The organism is Parabacteroides goldsteinii DSM 19448 = WAL 12034, from assembly GCF_000969835.1.
GTDB lineage: Bacteria > Bacteroidota > Bacteroidia > Bacteroidales > Tannerellaceae > Parabacteroides > Parabacteroides goldsteinii.
Genome location: NZ_KQ033912.1, coordinates 607,985 through 631,250, shown reverse-complemented (window position 1 = coordinate 631,250; position 23,266 = coordinate 607,985). Strand labels below are relative to the sequence as shown.

13 protein-coding genes and 1 pseudogene are annotated in these 23,266 nt (G+C 44.7%); 13 read left to right on the top strand and 1 reads right to left on the bottom strand.

Annotated features, from left to right (window positions below):
* Window positions 1-3: 3 nt before the first annotated feature.
* The 9 genes from HMPREF1535_RS02685 to HMPREF1535_RS02645 all read left to right on the top strand — a co-directional run bounded on the left by HMPREF1535_RS02685 (window position 4) and on the right by HMPREF1535_RS02645 (window position 14,837).
* Entirely contained in the window at window positions 4-1,446 is a 1,443-nt protein-coding gene (locus HMPREF1535_RS02685) for a RagB/SusD family nutrient uptake outer membrane protein (protein WP_046145221.1), read from the top strand.
* Between the two features lie 72 nt (window positions 1,447-1,518).
* Window positions 1,519-2,982, top strand: coding sequence for an alpha-L-fucosidase (locus HMPREF1535_RS02680; protein WP_046145220.1), 1,464 nt, complete (start codon window positions 1,519-1,521; stop codon window positions 2,980-2,982).
* A 373-nt stretch (window positions 2,983-3,355) separates the two neighbouring features.
* The gene (ilvD, locus tag HMPREF1535_RS02675) at window positions 3,356-5,188 is read left to right on the top strand and encodes a dihydroxy-acid dehydratase (protein WP_046146373.1); all 1,833 of its coding nucleotides are present in this window, start codon (window positions 3,356-3,358) and stop codon (window positions 5,186-5,188) included.
* 140 nt (window positions 5,189-5,328) lie between these two features.
* Window positions 5,329-7,026, top strand: a complete 1,698-nt coding sequence (gene ilvB / locus HMPREF1535_RS02670; RefSeq protein WP_046145219.1) for a biosynthetic-type acetolactate synthase large subunit — start codon at window positions 5,329-5,331, stop codon at window positions 7,024-7,026.
* A gap of 12 nt (window positions 7,027-7,038) precedes the next feature.
* Window positions 7,039-7,593, top strand: a complete 555-nt coding sequence (gene ilvN, locus HMPREF1535_RS02665; RefSeq protein WP_010802211.1) for an acetolactate synthase small subunit — start codon at window positions 7,039-7,041, stop codon at window positions 7,591-7,593.
* Between the two features lie 36 nt (window positions 7,594-7,629).
* Window positions 7,630-8,361 carry an acyl-[acyl-carrier-protein] thioesterase gene (locus tag HMPREF1535_RS02660; protein ID WP_046145218.1) on the top strand — a complete coding sequence of 244 codons (732 nt, stop codon included), beginning with the start codon at window positions 7,630-7,632 and terminating at the stop codon, window positions 8,359-8,361.
* 41 nt (window positions 8,362-8,402) lie between these two features.
* Window positions 8,403-9,449, top strand: a complete 1,047-nt coding sequence (ilvC, locus tag HMPREF1535_RS02655; protein ID WP_046145217.1) for a ketol-acid reductoisomerase — start codon at window positions 8,403-8,405, stop codon at window positions 9,447-9,449.
* Window positions 9,450-9,950: 501 nt separating this feature from the next.
* Window positions 9,951-13,229, top strand: a complete 3,279-nt coding sequence (locus HMPREF1535_RS02650; RefSeq protein WP_244275555.1) for a SusC/RagA family TonB-linked outer membrane protein — start codon at window positions 9,951-9,953, stop codon at window positions 13,227-13,229.
* A gap of 18 nt (window positions 13,230-13,247) precedes the next feature.
* A complete protein-coding gene (locus HMPREF1535_RS02645) occupies window positions 13,248-14,837 on the top strand; it encodes a RagB/SusD family nutrient uptake outer membrane protein (RefSeq protein WP_007654482.1) in 1,590 nt (529 codons plus the stop codon).
* An 89-nt stretch (window positions 14,838-14,926) separates the two neighbouring features.
* Here HMPREF1535_RS02645 and HMPREF1535_RS26445 read toward each other — a convergent pair.
* Window positions 14,927-15,202, bottom strand: a pseudogene (locus HMPREF1535_RS26445) (helix-turn-helix domain-containing protein); the annotation flags it as partial.
* Window positions 15,203-16,473: 1,271 nt separating this feature from the next.
* Between HMPREF1535_RS26445 and HMPREF1535_RS02635 the strand changes: the two are divergent.
* The 4 genes from HMPREF1535_RS02635 to HMPREF1535_RS02620 all read left to right on the top strand — a co-directional run bounded on the left by HMPREF1535_RS02635 (window position 16,474) and on the right by HMPREF1535_RS02620 (window position 23,254).
* Window positions 16,474-17,637 carry a purple acid phosphatase family protein gene (locus HMPREF1535_RS02635; protein WP_046145215.1) on the top strand — a complete coding sequence of 388 codons (1,164 nt, stop codon included), beginning with the start codon at window positions 16,474-16,476 and terminating at the stop codon, window positions 17,635-17,637.
* 261 nt (window positions 17,638-17,898) lie between these two features.
* Window positions 17,899-19,965 (top strand): glycosyl hydrolase, encoded by a 2,067-nt coding sequence (locus HMPREF1535_RS02630; protein ID WP_244275554.1) that lies wholly within the window; start codon window positions 17,899-17,901, stop codon window positions 19,963-19,965.
* A gap of 16 nt (window positions 19,966-19,981) precedes the next feature.
* Window positions 19,982-21,406 (top strand): L-fucose/L-arabinose isomerase family protein, encoded by a 1,425-nt coding sequence (locus tag HMPREF1535_RS02625; RefSeq protein ID WP_046145214.1) that lies wholly within the window; start codon window positions 19,982-19,984, stop codon window positions 21,404-21,406.
* A gap of 351 nt (window positions 21,407-21,757) precedes the next feature.
* The gene (locus HMPREF1535_RS02620; RefSeq protein WP_007654474.1) at window positions 21,758-23,254 is read left to right on the top strand and encodes a 2-isopropylmalate synthase; all 1,497 of its coding nucleotides are present in this window, start codon (window positions 21,758-21,760) and stop codon (window positions 23,252-23,254) included.
* Window positions 23,255-23,266 lie beyond the last annotated feature (12 nt).

Below are 23,266 nucleotides of genomic sequence, written 5' to 3'. Positions count from 1 at the left end.
CGTATGAAAAGAATGAAAACACTGATTAAAAATATATTGCTGGCTGTACCGGTTATTCTGTCTGCTTCTTGCTCCGATTGGCTGGAAGAAGACCCGAAAACATTTATTTCTCCCTCTTCCTTCTATCAAACGGTGGAAGATTTTGACGGAGCTTTGAAAGGGTTATATCCTCAGGGACAAAATCTGAATCTGACGGAAGTTTTTGCCGACTATAATGATAAGCCTGAATCGGCTGAACAGGTCGGGGATATCTGGGCAAATAATCCGGGATATGGTTTTTATGCCTTTAGAAATGCCTGGTCCGGCCCATACAGTACGATAAAGAATGCGAATATGATATTGGAGTCGATAGAAGATAAGGATTTTACTGCCGAAACCAAGAATCGTATTATCGGTGAGGCGAAATGTTTGCGTGCCTGGTCTTATTTTACATTGGTCCAGTTCTTTGGAGATGTCCCTTTGCGGGATAAAGTCGTGACCAGTGATGCCGACGTGGCAATAGACCGTACGCCGCAGGCTGATATCTATAAGTTTATTTTTGACGATATTCTGGATGCGGAACAAAAGCTTCCGGAAGAAGCGCAGGATATGGGACGTGTAAATAAATGGGTCGTAAAAGCGATTATGGCACGTATCTATCTGACTTCTGCCGGCTTCCCGATGAATCAGAAAGAAAATTATGCGAAAGCCAAAGAGAAAGCGCTTGAAGTAATCAACAGCGGTCAGTATTCTTTGATGCCTACCTTCGATAAAGTCTTTAAGACGGAATGTTATACGGCTGAAACTATCTGGGCTCAGTTGTTCTCCGCTCCCGATAGCTATAGCGGTATGCATAATGAATCTTCACCGATTGGCAGTCAGACAGCCTTGTATCTTCCGACAGATGCTTTTATCGCCAGCTTCGATAAAGGTGATATGCGTAAAGAATGGGGAATTAAACCTGAATATGTAAATGCGAAAGGAAATAAAGTCATCGCGCGTACATATTATAATAAGTATATCAATGAAGAGTATCTGGAACAGGAGTTGCCAGCATCTAATACCAATATTTTAACCTGGCAGACTCAATTGATTCGTTTGGCTGAAATGTATCTGATTGCCGCCGAAGCTGAAAATGAGATAAACGGACCGGTCGGTGCTTATCAATATATCAATGCTATCCGTAAACGTGCCCGTGTCGACCAGAACGATCCGACAAACGTGCCTGACTTGAGCGGACTTTCTCAGGACCAGTTCCGTGAAGCCGTTCTGCTGGAACGTCAGCATGAATTGTATGAAGAAGGTTTTGCTTGGTACGATTTGAAACGTACCCAGACATTCGATAAGGTACAGAAAGCGCGTGGCAGCAGATTGAATGTCCCTATCGGTGCTTACAACAATACTTGGTTGATTCCTGATACCGAAATTCTGAATAATAATATACCTCAGAATCCGGATTACAGATAATTAATGTAGAATACATGAAGGGCCGGTCTGAGTTATTATTGGATTGGCCCTTCCTATATCCGTAAAATACGAATGAAAAAGCAATTTATTTATTTTTTGTCTTTGTTTGTTATGTGCCTGGCTGCTTGCAGTAATCCGGTTGATCCGACGGCATTAAACCTGGATTCGGCGAACATAAACCGGTTGATTCCTTTTCGTGGAGAACTGAATAATGGTGTGAAACAACTTTATCCGGAAGAACCTTATAAAGCATTCTGGGCGGAGAACTGGAAAACTCCCGAGCAGTCAATATCCTGGAAAGTCAATACGGACGGTGAAGACTACATGGCTGAAATGATCGTTTCTGTCAACCGGATGGGAGATGGGGAAGAAACGGAATTGGTATTATCCAATGGAACGGACAGTGTTATTTGCCGGATAAATACAACCGGATGGCAGCGTTGCCGGTTCCCCCGCCCTTTACATTTTAATAAGGGGACTTCCGTTTTATCTTTAAAGATTGGCAAACCCGGTAAGCAGGATGATTTTAATGTGTATCTGTACTCGTTGGAACTCACCCGGCCGGAGACTTATGAGCGGTTGCGGGCGGAAGCTACATCACTTCGCTGTAATACATCCTGGATGGCGGATTTGCCTTATGGCTTTTTCTTCCACTGGAATTCAAAGAGTATGCCCCAATCAGGAGAGCCGTTAGCCTATGAGGATGCAGTCAATAACTTTGATGTGGACCGCTTTGCACGAACTGTTTACGAATGTGGCGGGAAGTTGATATTTTTTACAACGTCGTGGGCGGAATATTATTTTCCGGCTCCGATACAGGCAATCGATTCTATTTTGCCGGGACGTACCACAAAGAGAGATTTAGTGGCTGATTTATCTGATGCGTTGGGTAAATACGGCATTCGTCTGATTCTGTATTACCATGTCGGTCATGGAGACAAAGAATGGTGGGACAAGCAGCATTATACACGTGATAATGCAGGAGATTTGTTTACAAATGTGGAAAAGATAGTGGGAGAGATTAGCCAGCGGTATGGAAATCGTCTGGCCGGTTTGTGGATGGATGACGGTATCGGTTATTATCCTAACGGCGCTTCGTTTGAAAAGATTGCTAAAGCCGCCAAAAGTGGAAATAAGGAGTTGGCGATTTGTTTTAATTCCTGGATATTGCCGAAACTGACGGACTTTCAGGATTATTATGCTGGCGAACTGGGTTTGTCTTTGGCCAGTGCCGGTGTTAACGATCCTTCTCTTCCGCTGGATGGGGACGGATTGTTTCACGGTGGCCCTCAGGATGGTTTACAGGCGACTTTCTCCGGAACATTGGAGCCGGGTGACTGGACGCACATTTATAAAGATTCCATTATCGGCGATCCTGTTCTTTCCATTGACGAATTGACGCAGGTAGTGAAAGAATCTAACAAGCGGAAAAATCTTCCGATGATTAATGTCCGGATTTATCAGGATGGAACGATTTCTCCGAAATCGTATGCTTTGTTGAAAGAACTGAACAATCGTATCAGTAAAGGAGAATGACCGGAAATTATCGAATATGAAGCGAATGGAGGCTCAGAAATAAGAATTCAATTGATTGAGGGCAGGTTCTCTGTTAAAATGCAAGATGAACCGCCCTCTTTTATTGATAAATGAAAGAAAAAGTAAGATTTTTCTTTTAAATCCTTTGCTCGTACAAATTATTATTCTACATTTGCAGCGTCAAACAAAATAAAGACGATAAGAAAAGATGATGAACAATGTATTACATATTATTCTCGTGGTGGTCCTTCTAGTCATTAGTAGGTAAGGAGAAAGGTGTGTAAGAAGTTGTGAAGTCGTAAAAGATATTTCTTAAGCCTTTCTCCATATAGAGAAGGGCTTTTTTATTGACTAAAAGATAAAAACAGATATGATGAAGAATCCGTTAAGAAGCTCCTATAGCACAGAAGGCAGACGTATGGCCGGAGCCCGTGCATTATGGCGTGCCAACGGCATGAAAGAAGAACAGTTCGGTAAACCGATCATTGCCATTGTGAATTCATTTACCCAGTTTGTACCGGGCCATGTGCATCTACACGAGATCGGACAGCAGGTAAAAGCGGAAATCGAAAAGCTCGGTTGCTTTGCCGCAGAATTTAATACGATCGCTATTGATGACGGTATTGCTATGGGACATGACGGAATGCTTTATTCTCTGCCTTCCCGCGACATCATTGCTGACAGTGTGGAATATATGGTGAATGCGCATAAGGCGGATGCTATGGTTTGTATCAGTAACTGCGACAAGATTACTCCGGGTATGCTGATGGCCAGTATGCGTCTGAATATTCCGACAATCTTTGTATCCGGCGGTCCGATGGAAGCCGGTAATCTGGACGGACGTGCACTCGATTTGATCGACGCCATGATTGAAGCGGCTGACGATTCTATCAGCGACGAACAAGTAGAAAAGGTGGAACGTTCCGCTTGCCCGACCTGCGGTTGCTGTTCCGGCATGTTCACGGCTAACTCTATGAACTGTCTGAACGAAGCGATTGGATTGGCTCTTCCCGGCAACGGAACAGTTGTTGCAACACATGCCAACCGTACCCGCCTGTTCAAAAAAGCGGCGAAGATGATTGTTGATAATGCCTTTAAATATTATCGTGACGGCGATGATTCCGTATTGCCTCGCAGTATTGCCACCCGGCAGGCCTTTCTGAATGCTATGTCGCTGGATATTGCCATGGGGGGATCGACGAATACAGTCCTTCACCTGTTGGCCGTGGCTCATGAAGCGGAAGTCGATTTTACAATGAAAGACATCGATATGCTTTCACGCAAAACACCGGTTATCTGTAAAGTGGCTCCGAGTTGTTCTTATCATGTGGAAGATGTGAACCGTGCCGGAGGTATCATCGGTATCATGAATGAGCTGGTAAAAGCCGGTCTGGTGGACGGCTCCGTGAAACGTGCGGATGGTCTGACTTTGAATGAGGCTATCGACCAATACTGCATTACCTCTGTAAATGTAATGGAAGAAGCAATCAATATTTATAAAAGTGCTCCGGCCCACCGTTTCAATCTGGTGCTCGGATCGCAGGAAAGTTATTATAAAGAACTGGATACCGACCGTGCAACCGGATGTATCCGCGATGTGGAACATGCTTATGTGAAAGACGGTGGTCTGGCTGTTCTGTATGGAAATATTGCACAGGACGGTTGTGTGGTTAAAACAGCCGGGGTAGACGAAAGTATCTTCCGTTTTGCCGGTCCTGCCAAAGTATTCGATTCGCAGGATGCCGCTTGCGAAGGTATCCTGAAAGATCAAGTCGTCTCCGGCGATGTCGTCGTTATCACCTATGAAGGTCCTAAGGGTGGTCCGGGTATGCAGGAAATGTTGTATCCTACCTCTTATATAAAGAGTAAACACCTGGGTAAAGAATGTGCGCTAATCACAGACGGACGCTTCAGCGGTGGAACATCAGGTTTGTCAATCGGACATATTTCTCCCGAAGCGGCTGCCGGCGGAGCGATTGGCTTAGTGAAAGACGGCGATATTATCGAAATTAATATTCCCGAAAGAACCATACATGTAAAGGTGACAGACGAAGAACTGGCCAAACGCCGTGAAGCGGAAGAGGCCCGCGGAACAAAAGCCTTTACACCTCCTTTCCGCCAACGTACGGTATCGAAAGCACTGAAAGCATATGCAAAGATGGTTGCTTCGGCCGATAAGGGCGGTGTACGAATAGTAGAAGATTAATTAGTAACAAAGAGTATTCTTTCCCCTCTTGAGAGGGGATAAGGGGTGTGTTAAAGTTCAGCTCTATTGGATAGCATTAACACACCCCCTACCCCCTCTCAAGAGGGGAAAGGTTACCATCAGACAATAAAACAACAAATATGGAACAAAAGATAACCGGTTCGGAAGCTTTGCTGAAAGCGCTGATCGCTGAAGGAGTAGATACTATCTTCGGTTATCCGGGTGGGCAGGCGATACCAATTTACGATAGTTTATACGATTACAGAGATCAGTTAAAACATATTCTGGTGCGCCACGAACAAGGTGCAACACATGCTGCACAGGGATATGCCCGTGTTTCCGGAAAAGTGGGAGTAACGGTGGTTACTTCGGGTCCCGGGGCAACCAATACCATCACTGGTATTGCCGATGCGCTGATGGACAGTACACCGATGGTGGTGATTGCCGGCCAGGTTCCGTCTCCGCTGCTTGGAACAGATGCTTTCCAGGAAGTTGATGTGATCGGTATCACACAACCGATTACCAAATGGGCTTACCAGATACGCCGCCCGGAAGAAATTGCTTGGGCCGTTTCCCGTGCTTTCTATATCGCATCGACTGGTCGCCCGGGACCTGTGGTACTGGATTTGGCGAAAGATGCACAGGTGGGTTTGGTAGATTATGAGTATCAGAAAGTGGATTATGTTCGTAGTTACCAGCCTGAACCGGATATCAGGGAGGAACGTATCGAGGTGGCTGCTTCATTGATAAATAATGCCAAAAAGCCATTCTGTCTGGTAGGGCAGGGGGTTATCCTGGGAGGAGCCGAAGAAGAACTGAAAGAATTCTTGTTGAAAAACGATATACCAGCCGGTTCTACCGTATTGGGCTTGTCTGCATTACCTTCGGACTTCCCATTAAATAAAGGTATGTTGGGGATGCATGGAAATGTCGGACCGAACCGCAAGACAAACGAATGTGACGTGCTGATTGCTATCGGTATGCGTTTCGATGACCGTGTAACCGGCGACCTGAAGACTTATGCCAAGCAGGCAAAGATTATCCACCTGGATATCGACAATTCGGAGATCGGAAAGAATGTGCCGGTCGACGTGAAAGTGCTGGGAAATGCCAAGCATACGATTCCGATGATTACGGCTTTACTGGAAGAACGGAAGCGTCCGGAATGGAATGCTGAATTCGAACCAGATGAAAAAGAGGAATATAATAAGGTAATAGAAAAAGAACTCTATCCTACCGAAGGCCAACTGAAAATGGGCGAAGTAGTCCGTAAGGTTTCCGAAGCAACCGATAATGATGCGATTCTGGTTACGGATGTAGGTCAGAACCAGATGATGGGTGTTCGCTATTTCAAATATAAACAAACACGCAGCGTAGTTACTTCAGGAGGTTTGGGAACGATGGGCTTTGGCCTTCCCGCCGCCATTGGAGCGAAGCTGGGAGCGCCTGACCGTACGGTCTGTTTCTTTACCGGCGACGGTGGTATCCAGATGACTATCCAGGAGTTGGGAACTATCATGCAGGAAAATCTGAATGTAAAGATCATCGTTCTTAACAACAATTTCCTGGGAATGGTACGCCAGTGGCAGGAGCTGTTCTTCAACGAACGGTATTCGAATACCATCATGAAGAATCCGGATTTTGTAGCGATAGCCAAGGCTTTTGGTATTGCTTCCCGTGCGGTAGATAAACGGGAAGACTTGGATGAGGCGATTGCTGAAATGTTGAATCACGATGGTGCCTATATGTTGGTTGCCAATGTGGAAACTTGTGGTATGGTATATCCGATGGTTCCGGCCGGAGGAAGCGTGACAAACATGATTTTGGGTGATAAGTAAGGAGGAGAAACTATGAATACAAAACAATTATATACCGTTATTATCTTTTCGGAAAACACTGTTGGTCTTCTGAATCAGATAACTGTTATCTTTACGCGCCGGCAACTGAACATTGAGACGCTTTCTGTTTCTCCCTCTGCTATAAAGGGAATACATAAGTTTACAATTACTACCTTTGCCGACGAGGATACGATCGACAAGGTCGTAAAACAGATTGACAAGCGTGTGGATATCCTGAAAGCCTATTATAATACGGATGAAGACCTGGTTTACCAGGAAATCGCTCTTTATAAACTGAGTACCGAACTCTTTATCAAGATGGGGACGGTTGAGGATCTGATCCGTAAGTACAATGCCCGTATCCTTGAAATGAATGAGGATTGTGTGGTGTTGGAAAAGAGTGGTCATTATGATGAGACACAGGCTTTGTTTAAAGAATTGAGTGAGACGATCGGTGTCCTGCAATTTATCCGTTCCGGACGCGTTGCTATAACGAAGAGTAAGGTAGAACGTCTGAGCGACATGTTATCTGCAATGGAAAAGAAGTTGCAGGAAAAACATGTCTGAGAATAATAAGGAAACATTTTGTAAATAAAGTAAATTATGGAGAAGAACAAAGTAGGAGAATTTCATTTCGTAACAGAGTCTTATCTGATGGACTTCCGGGGACGTATTACAATCCCTATGATCGGAACTTATTTGTTGCATGCTGCTTCTTGCCATGCCGCCGACCGTGGATTCGGATATAACGATATGACCGAAAGGCATACCGCCTGGGTTCTTTCCCGTCTGGCTATCGAGATGACTTCTTATCCTGCCATGTCTGAATCCGTAACTTTATATACCTGGGTGGATGAGGTCGGTAAGTTGTTTACCAGCCGTTGCTTTGAACTGGTGAACGGCGAAGGCAAGACCTTTGGCTTTGCCCGCTCTATCTGGGCGGCTATCGATATGGAAACCCGCCGCCCGACCTTGCTCGATGTGGAGGGCCTGAGTGCTTATATCACCGACCGTCCCTGTCCGATTGAAAAACCGGGTAAAATTGCTCCGGTGGAAAACAACACTTCCGGCGAACCTTACCGTGTGAAGTACAGTGACCTAGACGTAAACGGCCACCTGAACAGTATCAAATACATGGAACACCTGCTCGACTTGTTCGATATCAGCCTGTTCCGAGAAAAAGAGATAAGCCGTTTCGAAATAGCTTATCAGTCCGAAGGAAAGTATGGGATGGAGCTGACTCTCCATAACCAGGAAGTATCCCCCGGTAAATATAATATGGCAATCTGTAACGACGGCAAAGCCATCAGCCGCGCTGCCGTTACCTGGATCTGAAAAACAAATTATTTTATATACATTTTAATAGTAAAAAGAAAATGGCAGTAATGAATTTTGGCGGCGTTGACGAAAACGTAGTAACCCGCGAAGAATTTCCGTTGGAAAAGGCAAGAGAAGTATTGAAAGACGAAACAATCGCTGTAATAGGTTACGGCGTACAAGGTCCTGGCCAGAGCCTGAACCTGCGCGACAACGGTTTTAACGTAATTGTAGGACAACGTAAAGGTGGTAAGACCTGGGAAAAGGCTGTTGCTGACGGTTGGGTACCGGGCGAAACACTGTTCGATATCGAAGAAGCATGCGAAAAAGCAACTATCATCCAGTATCTGCTTTCAGATGCTGCTCAGATTGAAGTTTGGCCACGCATCAAAAAATATCTGACTCCGGGTAAGGCTTTGTATTTCTCTCACGGATTCGGTATCACTTACAAAGAACGTACAAACATCATCCCTCCTGCTGATGTAGACGTAATTCTGGTCGCTCCGAAAGGTTCAGGTACTTCACTGCGCCGTATGTTCTTGCAGGGTCGTGGTCTGAACTCAAGCTACGCAATCTTCCAGGATGCAACAGGCAAAGCATGGGATCGCGTGATTGCACTGGGTATCGGTGTCGGTTCTGGTTACTTGTTTGAAACAACATTCAAGAAAGAAGTTTATTCTGACCTGACTGGCGAACGTGGTACTTTGATGGGAGCTATCCAGGGATTACTGTTGGCTCAGTACGAAACTTTGCGTGAAAACGGTCACGAACCTTCTGAAGCATTCAATGAAACAGTAGAAGAACTGACTCAGTCATTGATGCCGTTGTTCGCAGAAAACGGTATGGACTGGATGTATGCTAACTGTTCAACAACTGCACAGCGTGGTGCTTTGGATTGGATGGGCCCGTTCCACGATGCTACAAAACCGGTGTTCCAGAAACTGTATAACGAAGTTGCCTGCGGTAACGAAGCACAGCGTTCTATCGACACAAACAGCAAGCCTGACTATCGTGAAGGTCTGGAAAAAGAACTGGCTGCTCTTCGCGAAAGTGAAATGTGGCGTGCAGGTGCTGTTGTTCGTAAACTTCGTCCTGAAAACAACTAATAAATGGTGATACATTAATAGTTAAACATTTTGTGATATAGAAACGGCAATCCGGCTTTTCGGGTTGCCGTTTTTTTATGGTTTATGTAATGTGTTAATGGTTAAAAAATGTTTTTGGTTGCAACTGTTATTGATTTTTCATCCCAATATGTATGTCATTGTTTGAATGTGGATTTTAGATAAAAAAATCAATTAAATGGTGGTTAAAATATATTTATTAGAGCAATAAATATACATAATTATGCTTGTATTAAATAATGATAAGTTATATTTGCTGATGGAGATACTGTAGTTTGTAGAGTGGGAATATAGAAGAGTGTTGTGTGTAATGATCAGTATATCTTTGTTTTAGTTAACTTTATTTTATTGCAATGTATGCCAGTCACTTTTATCCTAGAAAAGTGTAACCTCTAATGAAATGAACGCTATTGTGATTAATTTTATTTAATTAAAGACTTGAATTTAGCTATGTGGACCAACTCAAAACTAATTAGATCACTGATGATTTCTGTATTGTTGGGTGCGGCAGGTACGATTGCTGCCAATCCTACAGGTCCGGAAACGATGGTAGTACAACAGGGTAATAAGGTAACCGGCCTGGTAGAGGACCAGATGGGACCTGTTGCCGGAGCTTCTGTTGTAGTGAAAGGAACCACTATCGGTACGATAACCGATAGTTATGGAAAGTTTACTCTGGATAATGTTCGGCGGGGAGCGGTTATTGTGATCTCCTTCGTCGGTTTAGCCACACAGGAGATCACCTGGAACGGGCAATCTATCTTAAATGTAAAATTAAGTGATGCGACACAGGATCTGGATGAAGTGGTTGTCGTTGCTTATGGAACGGCTAAGAAATCAACCTTCACCGGATCGGCCTCTGTTGTAAAAGCTGAAAAACTCGAAAAGATTATGGGTTCCGGCTTTGCAGAAGCATTGCAGGGAATGAGCGCCGGTGTGAATGTCGTGAATGTACAGGGTAACCCCGGAGCTGATGCCCGTGTGGAGATCCGTGGTATTGCTTCCATGTCCGGAAAGGCAGATCCGTTGTATATTGTGGACGGGATGCCTTACGATGGAAAACTGAACCAGATCAATCCTACGGACATCGAATCAATGACGGTATTGAAGGATGCGGCGGCCACTTCGCTCTACGGTTCGCGTGCAGCAAACGGCGTCGTAATGATTACAACCAAGCGGGGTAAATCAGAAAAACCGCGTATTAACTTCCGCGGAGGTTGGGGTACTTCGGATAATGCTGTCAAGAATCCGAAAAAAGCCGATCCGTACCAGCAGCTGGAAAATACCTGGTATGCCTTGTATTATGATGCCCTTCTTTATGACGGCATGAATATGCAACAGGCGGGCGATTATGCTTCGTCGCAGGCATTGACCAAACAGGTAAAGGCTACAAAAGATTCGAATGGTAATCTGATTTATGTCACTCCGTTCAGACATATCAATGAAAATTACGTATTGCATGATGGCAATGGGAATCCTTACATGAATCCTAATCTGGAATATGTCTGGGATGAAGATGATTGGGATGTCTACAAAGCTATCTTCTCCCGTAAACTGCGCCAGGATTATAGTGTGGATATAAGTGGTCAGGCCAATGGTGGAAAAACAGCCTATTTCTTCTCCGGCGGTTATCTGGACGACCAGGGATATGGTAACCGGCAGTATTATAAACGTTATTCTTTCCGTACAAACCTGAGTACAGAGTTGTTCGATTGGTGGAAAGTGGCCGGTAGCCTTTCTTATTCGCGTCATCGCCAGAACCTTTCCGGTGGTGCCAGCCGTGCGGCTAACTTTACGACGACTTTGTCTTCACCCTGGTTACGTAATGAAGATAATACCGGTTGGGTAGTTTCTGAAAAAACAGGGGAACGGATGTACAGTTACGGTAAATATACCAATAACTTCTTTGGTGCCCATATCCTGAATAACTCGGGTGATTATTGGGATAATCCGAACGATGACAGTTTCGATAACAATATGGGACATATCCTGTCTGCCCAGGTAAATACAGAGTTTACTCTGCCTTTCAACCTGAAATTCCGTTCGGCTTTGAATATTGACGATTACTGGTATCGTACCATGCAATATACTTCCGCCGTACATGGTAGCGGACAGACTGCACCTTATGGTATTTCTATACTGGCAGACGGAGGTTATGCCAGCCGTTATAATTTCAATAAACGCTCCACCACCTGGAATAATGTATTGTCAGGTGAATGGGTGATCGGTGACCATACGATTTCTGGTTTGGTCGGACATGAGTGGTATACCTGGGATTCCCACTACGAACAAGGTTGGGGTGAAGGTATCATGGAACTGGGTAAATATGAATTGTCGAATACCACCAAGAACTTCGGTGTTTCCGGCGGACGTGATAAATACTCTCTGCTTTCGTTCTTTGGTAAAGTCGATTATAACTTCTTGAATAAGTATTACTTGTCCGCTTCGCTTCGTGAGGATGGTTCTTCCCGTTTCAGCTCTGATCATCGCTGGGGTACATTCTGGTCGACAGGCGGTTCATGGCGAATATCGAAAGAAGGTTTTATGGAAGACCTGAAATGGATTGATAACCTTTCGTTGCGTGGTAGTTACGGTACGACTGGTAATGATAAGCTGATCGTGCGTGAATCGAATGGTAAGGCAGGGGATGAAGTCCTTTACGGATACCAGGGTACTTATGAAAGTGATGACCTGTATCTGAAATCCGGTTTAAAACCATCTACCTATCCGACACCGGACTTGAAGTGGGAAAGTAATCAGCAATGGAATATCGGTTTGGATTTTTCCGTATTCAACCGACTTAGCGGTACAGTGGAATATTATTCCCGTACTTCCCATGATTTGTTGTATTATAAGGAACTGCCTCTGTCTGCCCAGGTTGGTAGTGCATCTGGGTATAATATGAATATCGGTGACCTGCGTAATAGCGGGATTGAAATCACATTGAATGCGAATATCCTTACAACGAAAGATTTCAGATGGGATATCGATGCCAACATGAGTACGCTGAAAAATGAGGTGACTTATTTGCCTACAGGTCCTTACACCTATTCCGGTACGGCCTGTACCTACAAGATGGAAGAAGGCAAGTCCCTGTATGAATTTATCGCCCCCCAGTACGATGGTGTTAATCCGGAAACCGGAGTACCCGGCTGGTTGATCCGCGATGGTAACGGCGGTTGGAAACGTACGGAAAAGCAGGAAGAAGTAACGACAGACGATTTTGTGTACTGTGGCTCCGCGATTCCCAAAGTGTTCGGTGCTATCACCAATAACTTCCAGTTCAAAGGGATCGACTTGTCGTTCATGTTCTATTATTCTTATGGTTCCAAAATATCGGACTATACATATAAAGAACGTATCATGAACCGTCCGGGTGTCGGTGTGATACAGGAGTTGGTTGAGGACAGATGGCGTCAGCCGGGCGATACGGATGTGCTTATCCCACGTTGGTCGTACAACCAGTATGGCGCGACGGTAAAATATGCAGATAACTTCGTGTTCGACAACCACTACTGGCGTCTGAGAAACCTGACATTAGGCTATACGCTGCCTAAGAGCCTTACCCGCAAGGCCCTGGTAGAAAACCTGCGTGTTTATGTAACCGGTAATAACCTGTTGACTTTCGGTCCTGCCAAAAAACGCTACACAGACCCCGAAACAGGTATAATGGGTAACAGTTATAACGGTAATGCTGAAACCGATAACGGTATTCAGGGTTCGAGAAGACTGTATATGGTCGGTATTCAAATCACATTGTAAACGTAAAAAATGATATTTATGAAACGATTTATAAATATATCCTTCCTGTCCCTGGTTTTTGCTGGTATGGCCCTGACCGGATGTAACGACGACCTGACAACCAGCTCCTATGTGAAAGTAAACGATGAAGATGTACTGGGGAATGTCTCCCAGTTGGAAAAAGTATTGACTTCAGCCTATAAGCAGCTGTATTTTAATACCGATAAAGGCGACCGTGTGTATGCTGGTCTTCCCGGATTCCAGATGTATGTCGATGCGAGTGGTGCCGACGTGATCAGCCATACCAATATGGGAGGTGATCAGGTAACAGCATACCAGTATTCCAACTCAAAAACACAGGCTGACGGAAATGCCTCAAAAATCTGGTCGATGTGCTATAATGTGATCAACCGTGCCAATATCATCCTGACCAATGTGGATGCCGCTGCCGGTGATGAGACACAGAAGAAACATATCAAAGGTCAGGCGCTGGCGATGCGTGGAATCCAGTATTTCCATCTGATCCAGAATTACCAACAGACGTATGCGATAGCTAAAAGCAAGCGTGGGGTGATCCTGCGTACCTCTTCCGATGATGAATCCCATAAAGGTTTTTCTACCGTAGAGGAAGTCTATACCCAGATTGTGTCCGACCTGACGACGGCTAAAACATTGCTTGCCGATTATAATCCGGACGATATGTGGCTGATCAACTCCAAAATATGTTCGGGAATCCTGGCCCGTGTTTACCTGGTGATGCAGAACTGGGACGGCGCTTACAACGAAGCCAAGATCGTCTACGACCAGCACAGCCAGTTGATGACCCGCGAACAATACCGTTCCGGTTTCGACGATATGATCTCCGGCAATTATGCGGAAGTGGTATGGGCCATGAAATATACAGCCGATAATAACCTGGGCGGTAGTACGCAGTTCAATTTCTGGTATAACCAGGATGCCAGCTACGGTGAGGGTTATGCCGACGGCCCTATCTATTCGTTCCTTGACTACTTCGTGGATGAGCAGTTTGTGAAACTGTTTGAAGAAAAAGAAGACCGTTACCAGTTCTGGAAACGTACGAACAATGCGAATACGGAAATCAATACAAAATGGGCTTTCGACAAATACAAGCATTATGGTGAAGACGGCGGAAGCGTTATTCAAAGCGCTACCCGTCCGGAAGTCTGCCTGATGCGCGGAGCAGAAATGCTGCTGATCATGGCCGAAGCTGCAGCCCAAAAGGGTAATTCCGGTGAGGCCCTGAATCTGCTGAACCGTTTGCAGGTGGCGCGTAATGCTACCCCGACAACCAATGCTGGAGGCGAAGCTTTGCTGGAAGACATCTATGTGGAACGCCGTAAAGAGTTGATCTGTGAAGGACAAGCCGGTTTTTATGACTTGGTGCGCCTGCAAAAGAGATTGGTTCGTATCGGTGAATCAACTACCAATCCTGCCGGACATTACGTATGGGGCATGCAGTATCTGAACGGATATAATGCGCTCGATCCGCAACCGATAGGGACGCTGGAGTCGAACGATTACCGTTTCTTCTGCCAAATCCCGCAAATGGAAATCCTGAATAATGATGCGATCTCCGAATCAGATCAGAATCCGTGGAGCGGGCAGTAAGTTTCATCTGTTGTAAATAAATAAAAGAGAGGAAGGTGTTTATTACATGCCTCCCTCTCTTTTATTTGTAACATTTGATGTTCACTGTTTTACTTTTTGTCCTTTAGCACTTCCTGTAACATGGCCACCTTCTCCTGCTCCGCTTTCAATAAACGTTCGTATAATTCAACGACTTTTTCTAAGGGGGTAAATGTAGGATTATAATTCTGGCAATTAGCATTATCTTGCCAGGTGCCGGAAAAGATATTAATGGAAGTGGCTTCGCCTAGTTCCGTAATTGCTTCTTCGGGTATATCTAATGCTTTGGCAATCTTTTCGATTACTTCCGGCTCCAGATTACTTCTTTTTTCGTATGTCGAAAGGGTTGGTAGAAAATAAATCCGGTTTATCTCTCATAATAAATATCGGAAAGAGTTGCCTGATAATATTTGTACCACAGAAAAAACACATCAAAGGTCAGGCGCTGGCGATGCGTGGAATCCAGTATTTTCACCTGATCCAGAATTACCAGTAAACGTATGTCATTGCGAAAAATAGTTTCTCTTTCAACCGATAATAGTGAACATGATATCAGTGAAACGGTCGATGCAAATCAGAGTCGTATGGAAACTTCACTTCCTGTAACCAAACAGACGGCAAAATCAAAATGATATAAAAATGAATGATATATGAATATTATGAGTGTAAATGGCCTTTGGAGGAAACAGACTTATTTTTTATTTGTTCATTCTAGAAAAGGGAAGCATACATTTATTAACATAACAGATATCTGATATCGATTTTTTATCTCGTTTAAACCCAAGAAAATTTTAGTTTAAACGGGTTTCAATTTCGTTTAAACTGAGATAAATTTCTATTGTAGTGGAGTTTTTATTCGTTTAGAGAAGAAAAACACCTCAATTAGTGCTTTTAAAAAAAAGAAAATCATATGTTTTTAGACAGTTTTTATTTCCAGAGCAACCGCTTTTTGATGTGTGTGTAAAATAGCAATATGTTAATAAATTATGAATAGATGTGGTATATGGGTAACAATCATAGATAATATACATTTTTTGTGATATGAATATTGCAACAATCAGGTCAAAGCGAACAAAGGTAAGTCGGCGAGATTTCTATAAAAACAGATCGACATTTCCCTTTGCCCGTACAATTCCTTCAGCACATACATAAAATATCATTTTGACAATCCTTTAACTTCCAGGAACTCTCCTGACGCTTTGTATCCAATAGTATGTTCTCCGGATAGGACTTGGCTTTTATATCCCAAAAAGTAAATCATCAATAGTAAACAAGGCAACCGCAGCAAAAGGATGTTTCAATATAGAAATATTTGAACTATCCCGTTCCCGTGCTCGACACGGGATCGCAAAAGCACAAACCGTATCCTATATGTATCTTTTGATACTGCCTGTTCTTCTGCGGCCCCGTGTCAAGCACGGGGACAGGATAGTTCATATCTGATAAGAAATGGACCAAATTCTTTTGGTATAGTTTAATCAGTCATAAAAGGAGAGGCGTGTCTGTGAAGGTGTGCTTCTTTCCTGTAGATACCGGGATTTAATCCCGGTAGGGTTTGCCGGAATAAATGAAGAATGTATCTTTGTAGGAGATCGTTAACAACTTAAAAAGATATACCATGAATAAAATCAGTTTGCTGTTTATTTTGTCTGTATTAATCACTTTTTCTGCTTATGCCCAGGATGATATAAAGATAACGCATGCCCCTTATCTGCAAAATCTGGGAGAAAATGAAGTCACTGTTGTATGGACTGCAAACAAGCCTTCGATCGGCTGGGTGGAACTGGCTCCTGATGACGGAACTCATTATTATCAGACGGAACGTCCGAAGTTCTTTAATGCGAAGAATGGCATCAAGCTGACCTCTACCGTCCATTCTGTGCATCTGACAGGGTTAAAGCCCGGCACACGTTATCGCTACCGGGTGTATTCGCAGGAAGTGTTAAGCCATGTTGGCTGGCGGGTGATTTACGGGAATGTGGCGGCAACGTCTGTTTACGGCAAGCAACCGCTGACGTTCCTGACCAGCGATCATGGCAGGCAATCCGTGAACTTTGCCATGGTCAACGATATCCACGGAAAAAGTGATGTGCTGGAAAAACTGGTTTCCCATTGCGATCTGAAAAAGACCGATATGTTTCTGTTCAATGGCGATATGGTCTCTATTTTCAACAATGAAAAGGAAATATTCGAAGGCTTTATGGATAAGGCAACCGAGCTTTTCGCCTCCGAGATACCGATGTACTATACCCGTGGAAACCATGAAACCCGCGGTTCCTTTGCTACCGCATTCCAGGACTATTTCTCTCCGAAACAGGAGCATATCTATTATATGTTCCGCCAGGGACCTGTCTGCTTTGTTATCCTGGACAGTGGCGAAGATAAACCGGATTCGGATCTTGAATATGCCGGCATAACAGTCTATGACCAGTATCGTACGGAACAGGCGGAATGGTTGAAGAAGGTACTTGAAAGCAAGGAGTATAAAGAAGCACCGTTTAAAGTCGTAGTTTGCCATATGCCTCCGTTCGGTGGTTGGCATGGTGAGCAGGAAGTTGCCGAAAAGTTTATCCCCTTACTCAATAATGCCGGTGTCGATCTCATGCTTTGCGGCCACCTTCACCGGTATATGCGGAATGAACCGAAAGACGGTGTTCGTTTTCCGGTTATTGTAAACTCCAATAATACGGTGTTGAAAGCGGAAGCAGGCGCAAAAGAATTAAACATCAGGATACTGGACATGGAGGGGAAAGAGGTGGATAAGCTGACAATAACCAAATAAGACATATAGATGGGAGAAACATCCTCCGGCTGAACTATCAAAAATAGGAAGAATAGAATCAGTTTTGAAAATAACCTGTTGAAGCAGAGGTTCTATATTTGTACAATCATAAAAACGGTAATCATTGGTATAACCTAAATAGAATCTTTAATGAAAGGTATTTTCTTTGTCATATGTATGTGTTTTGTCTCGTTTGGAGTATCTGCCTAGGTCAGTGAGTCAGCTTTTGTAAATCCGGAGAATAAATATAAGCCTGTTCCTTTGTGGTTTTGGAATAATGCGACGGTCAATGAAAACGAATTGCTGGACCAATTCCGTCAGATGATCCGAAAAGACGGGTATGGCGGTTGTGCAATCCTTCCTTTCGGGCAAGACTTCAAGCCGGAATATCTGTCAGACGATTATTTTAATCTTTATAGCAAGATTATAGAGGAAGCCAAGAAACTGGATGTGCATATGTCCCTGTATGATGAGTATGGTTTTCCGAGTGGAAGTATGGGAGCCATCAACGCGGATGGGGTACCTCGCTTCATGAACAAATATCCGGATGCCACGATCAAGCGGCTGGACAAAGTGGAGTATAAAATAGCTGTCGGCGAATCATTCGAACAGGTCGTTCCTGCCGGAAAACTGATGTCGGTCGTTGCAATGGACACGCTGACGAAGCATCGGATTTCGCTGGAACAATATATTCGTTCCGGTAAACTCAAATGGAAAGTTCCGGAAGGAGCCTGGAAGATCATGTTTTTCGTCTGTGTGAAAGATGGCGACCCGAATGTGGATTATCTGGACCCTGAAGCCGTCAGGCTGTTTGTAAAAGAAACTCATCAGGCATATTATGACCGTTTCTCTCCCTATTTCGGGAATACGATCATAGAAACTTTTTTTGATGAACCGACCCTGTACCGGGCTAAGGGACGTATCTGGACAGACGCGTTTAACGAGAAATTTATCTCTCGTTACGGGGAATCTCCCGAATTACTGTATCCGGCATTATGGTATGACATCGGGGAGGAAACGCAATCTGCGCGGAACCGTCTGTTTGGCTTGCGTGCCCATTTGTATTCCGAAGGTTTTATGAAAATAATCGGTGAATGGGCTTCTGCCCATGGCATTTACTCTACCGGTCATCAGGATCAGGAAGAGATTGCGAATCCGGTGGGTACTTCTGGTGACTTGATGTTGTGCGGGAAATATATGGGGATTCCCGGTATTGACAAAATTGGCGGAGGCCGTCCGACCGAATTGTTTTATAAAGTGGTTTCTTCTTCTGCCTATAACTGGGACAAACGTCAGGTAATGTCCGAAACATACGGCGCTATGGGGAATATCAGTGTAAAAGAGCTTTACCACATAGCCATGGAACAATATACGAAAGGGGTCAATACGCTTATCCCACATGCTGTCTGGTATAATGATCGGAATGTTACTTTCCTGCCTGAGTTATCCTGGCGGAACGAACTGTACCGCGATTCACTTCCGGCATTTAATAAGTTCCTGTCCCGTCTCAACTATATTTTGCGGCAGGAAGGAAGACATGTCGCCGATATAGCAGTCCTTTATCCGATCGAATCTCTTCAGGGAGAACATGTGATGGATGGGGAACTGGGATTTTATGAAGGCGGGGTAATGATCCCGAATACGGATTATACACATGTCTCGGCTTTATTGACTGATACCCTCGGGCGTGATTTTACTTATCTGCATCCGGAGGTCTTATTTACAAAATGCCGTGTGAAAAAAGGATTGTTGCACCTCGACAACCAGGTGAACAAAGAAACTTTCCGGTTGATTATTATTCCCGGAGTAAAAACAATATCGTTAACGGCTTTACGACAGGTCGAGTCTTTCTTTAAATCCGGGGGGAATGTCATATTTACAACCCAGTTGCCGGAGAAATCGGTAGAACCGGGACAGGACAAGGAGGTGAAAGACATCATTTCCCGTATATTAGGTGTCAATGCTTCCTACGCAACTGCGGGTAAAGCCTTTTTCGTAGAGAAACCTGGACCGGATGCTTTAAAGACTGCAATCGAGGATTCCTATCCTGTTCCTGACGTGGCCTTTGAAGCAGGGCATGAATTGAATTACATTCATAAGGAACTGAAAAATCAGTCTGTTTATTATTTTGCCAATTTGAAAGATCAACCCTATCAGGCAAATGTCGTGTTGCGAGGGAAGCTGAAACCTGTCTTATTGAACCCTCATACCGGACAGCGGATGAAGGTGGCATATGAACATAAACGTGTTTCCGGCATGGAAACGACAACGGTTACGTTACCGGTAGAAAAGCATTCGTCCGTATTCCTTATTGATAACATTTTATAATAGAAAAATAGATACCATGAAAACAGGAAAAACTAAAGTCGGCCTGATTGGGCTGGGCCTGGATACGTATTGGCCCCAATTTGAAGGACTATACACACGTCTTTGCGGGTACCAGGACTGGATCGCATCGGAGATGTCCCGTCCGGACACCGAAGTCGTTAACGCCGGGATTGCTGATAACCCGGTAAAAGCTGTTGAGGCAGCTGAAGATCTGAAGAAAGAAGAGATCAGCCTTCTGTTTGTCTTTATCTCTACTTATGCTTTATCTTCGACGGTCCTGCCGTTGGCCCAGCGTGTGAAGGTCCCGGTTATTCTCTTGAATATCCAGCCTGTTGCGGCAATCGACTATGAATATATAAACGGATTGGGTGACAGGGGGAAAATGACCGGTGAATGGTTGGCACATTGCCAGGCCTGTTCCGTCCCTGAATTTGCCAGCGTGTTCAACCGCGCCGGTATTCCTTATGAAATCGTAAGCGGCTATTTGCAGGAAGAATATGTGTGGAAGCAGATAAACGGCTGGATCGATGCCGCTCGTGTGATAAATGGGATGAAGAATAACCGCATGGGAATCCTGGGCCATTATTATTGCGGGATGCTCGATGTGTATACCGACCTGACCCGGCAGTCGTCTGTTTTCGGTACGCATGTGGAAATCGTAGAGATGTGCGAACTGAAAGCCTACCGCGACAACGTTACCGATGAAGATGTAAAAGACAAACTGGATGAATTCAATGCTTGTTTTGAGATCGACGAGCAATGCGAAGCCGGTGAGCTGGAACGTGCCGCCCGGACATCCATAGCCCTCGACAGGCTGATCGAGGCGCACGACCTGGGTTCGATGGCCTATTATTATGAAGGCTATGCCGGAAATGATTATGAGAATATTGTGACTTCCGTCATTGCCGGGAACACGTTGCTGACCGGACGCGAGATCCCTGTTGCCGGAGAATGTGAAGTGAAGAATGTACAGGCAATGAAGATCCTGTCTTTGTTGGGCTCAGGCGGCTCTTTCTCTGAATTTTATGCCCTCGACTTCAAGGATGATATCGTTATGCTGGGGCATGACGGTCCGGCTCATTTTGCCATAGCGGAAGGAAAAGTCCGGTTGGTGCCGCTTCCGGTTTATCATGGCAAACCGGGTAAAGGATTGTCTATCCAGATGACGGTCAAACATGGCCCTGTTACTTTACTGTCCGTCTGCGAAGGGAAAGACGGTGTTTTCCTGCTGGCAGCCGAAGGGGAGTCGGTGGAAGGACCGACTTTGAAGATCGGAAATACGAACAGCCGCTATCGTTTTGCCTGTGGTGCCCGTGCTTTTATCGATGCCTGGAGCAAGGCAGGACCTTCCCATCATTGTGCGATAGGGCTTGGACATCAGATAGATAAACTGGAGAAAATCGCATTCCTGCTGGATATACCGATTATCAGGGTAGGATAGGTGGGAGACTGTTATAGGAAGGAAGTCTGAGTAATGATTTATTAATTCGAAAGCCTTTCCTCTTTCAGTTTATAAGAGAATATGTGTAAAAAATATCGTTTTATATTTGGTGGTTTAGAAAAAGGCTGTATCTTTGCAGCGTTAAATAAAAATGACAATGAAACAGAATATAGCAAATAGTCTCATTATTTCTCTAAACATTATTCTACTCTGGGAACGGGATAGGAAGTGAGACTGTACGTGCTTTTCTGATGCATGAAGATATAAAAGAGCCTTTCTCACTTCCTTGTGAGAGAGGCTTTTTTTATGAATGAACAAAAGAATATTAACAAATTTAAGATGATAAAAACTATGTCAGACAGATTATTTATTTTCGACACCACATTACGGGATGGTGAGCAAGTGCCGGGTTGCCAGTTAAACAGTATTGAAAAGATTCAGGTTGCCAGAGCACTCGAAGAACTGGGCGTCGATGTGATTGAGGCAGGATTTCCTGTATCGAGTCCGGGCGATTTCAACAGTGTGGTTGAAATATCCAAGGCCGTTACCTGGCCGACTATCTGTGCTTTGACCCGTGCGGTTGAAAAAGATATAGATGTGGCTGCCGAAGCATTGAAGTTCGCCAAACGCGGACGTATCCATACCGGTATCGGTACTTCCGATTACCATATCCGTTATAAGTTCAACTCCAACCAGGACGAGATACTGGAACGCGCCATCGCTGCCACCAAATATGCCAAAAGATATGTGGAAGATATCGAATTCTACTGCGAAGATGCCGGACGTACGGACAATGCCTATCTGGCACGTGTCGTGGAGGCGGTGATCAAAGCGGGTGCAACCGTTGTGAATATCCCGGATACGACCGGTTACTGTCTGCCCGACGAATATGGTGAAAAGATCAAATATCTGATGGAACATGTGGATGGTATCCAGCATGCAATCATCTCCACCCACTGCCATAATGACCTGGGTATGGCAACAGCCAATACCGTGCAGGGTGTCCTGAACGGTGCCCGCCAGGTGGAAGTGACCATCAACGGTATCGGCGAACGTGCCGGTAATACTTCGCTGGAAGAAGTAGCCATGATCTTCCGTAGCCACAAAGAACGTGGTATCGAAACCAATATAAACACAACCAAAATCTATGGCATCAGCCGTACGGTTTCCAGCCTGATGAACATGCCGGTTCAGCCCAACAAGGCGATCGTCGGACGTAATGCTTTCGCCCATTCTTCCGGTATCCACCAGGACGGTGTATTGAAAAACCGTGAAAGCTATGAAATTATCGACCCGAAGGATGTCGGTATCGACGATAACGCAATCGTATTGACCGCCCGTAGCGGACGTGCCGCATTGAAACACCGCCTGAGTGTTTTAGGTGTGGAACTGGATCAGGAAAAACTGGATAAGGTATATCAGGAATTTCTGAAACTGGCTGACCGCAAGAAAGATATCAATGACGACGACGTGTTGATGCTGGCCGGAAAAGACCGCACTGCCATGCACCGTATCAAACTTGAATATTTGCAGGTTACATCGGGTGTCGGCTTACAGTCTGTTGCCAGCGTCTGCCTGAATATCGCCGGTGAAAAGTTTGAAGCAGCCGCTTCCGGCAACGGTCCGGTGGATGCAGCCATCAAAGCCGTGAAGTCGATTATCCACCGCACGATGACCATCCAGGAATTTCTCATCCAGGCTATTAATAAAGGTAGCGACGACATGGGTAAAGTCCATATGCAGGTGGAATACGATGGAAACAATTACTATGGTTTTGCCGCCAATACCGATATCATCGCCGCTTCCGTAGAAGCCTTTATCGACGCAATCAACAAGTTCGTAAAATAACATAATACATAA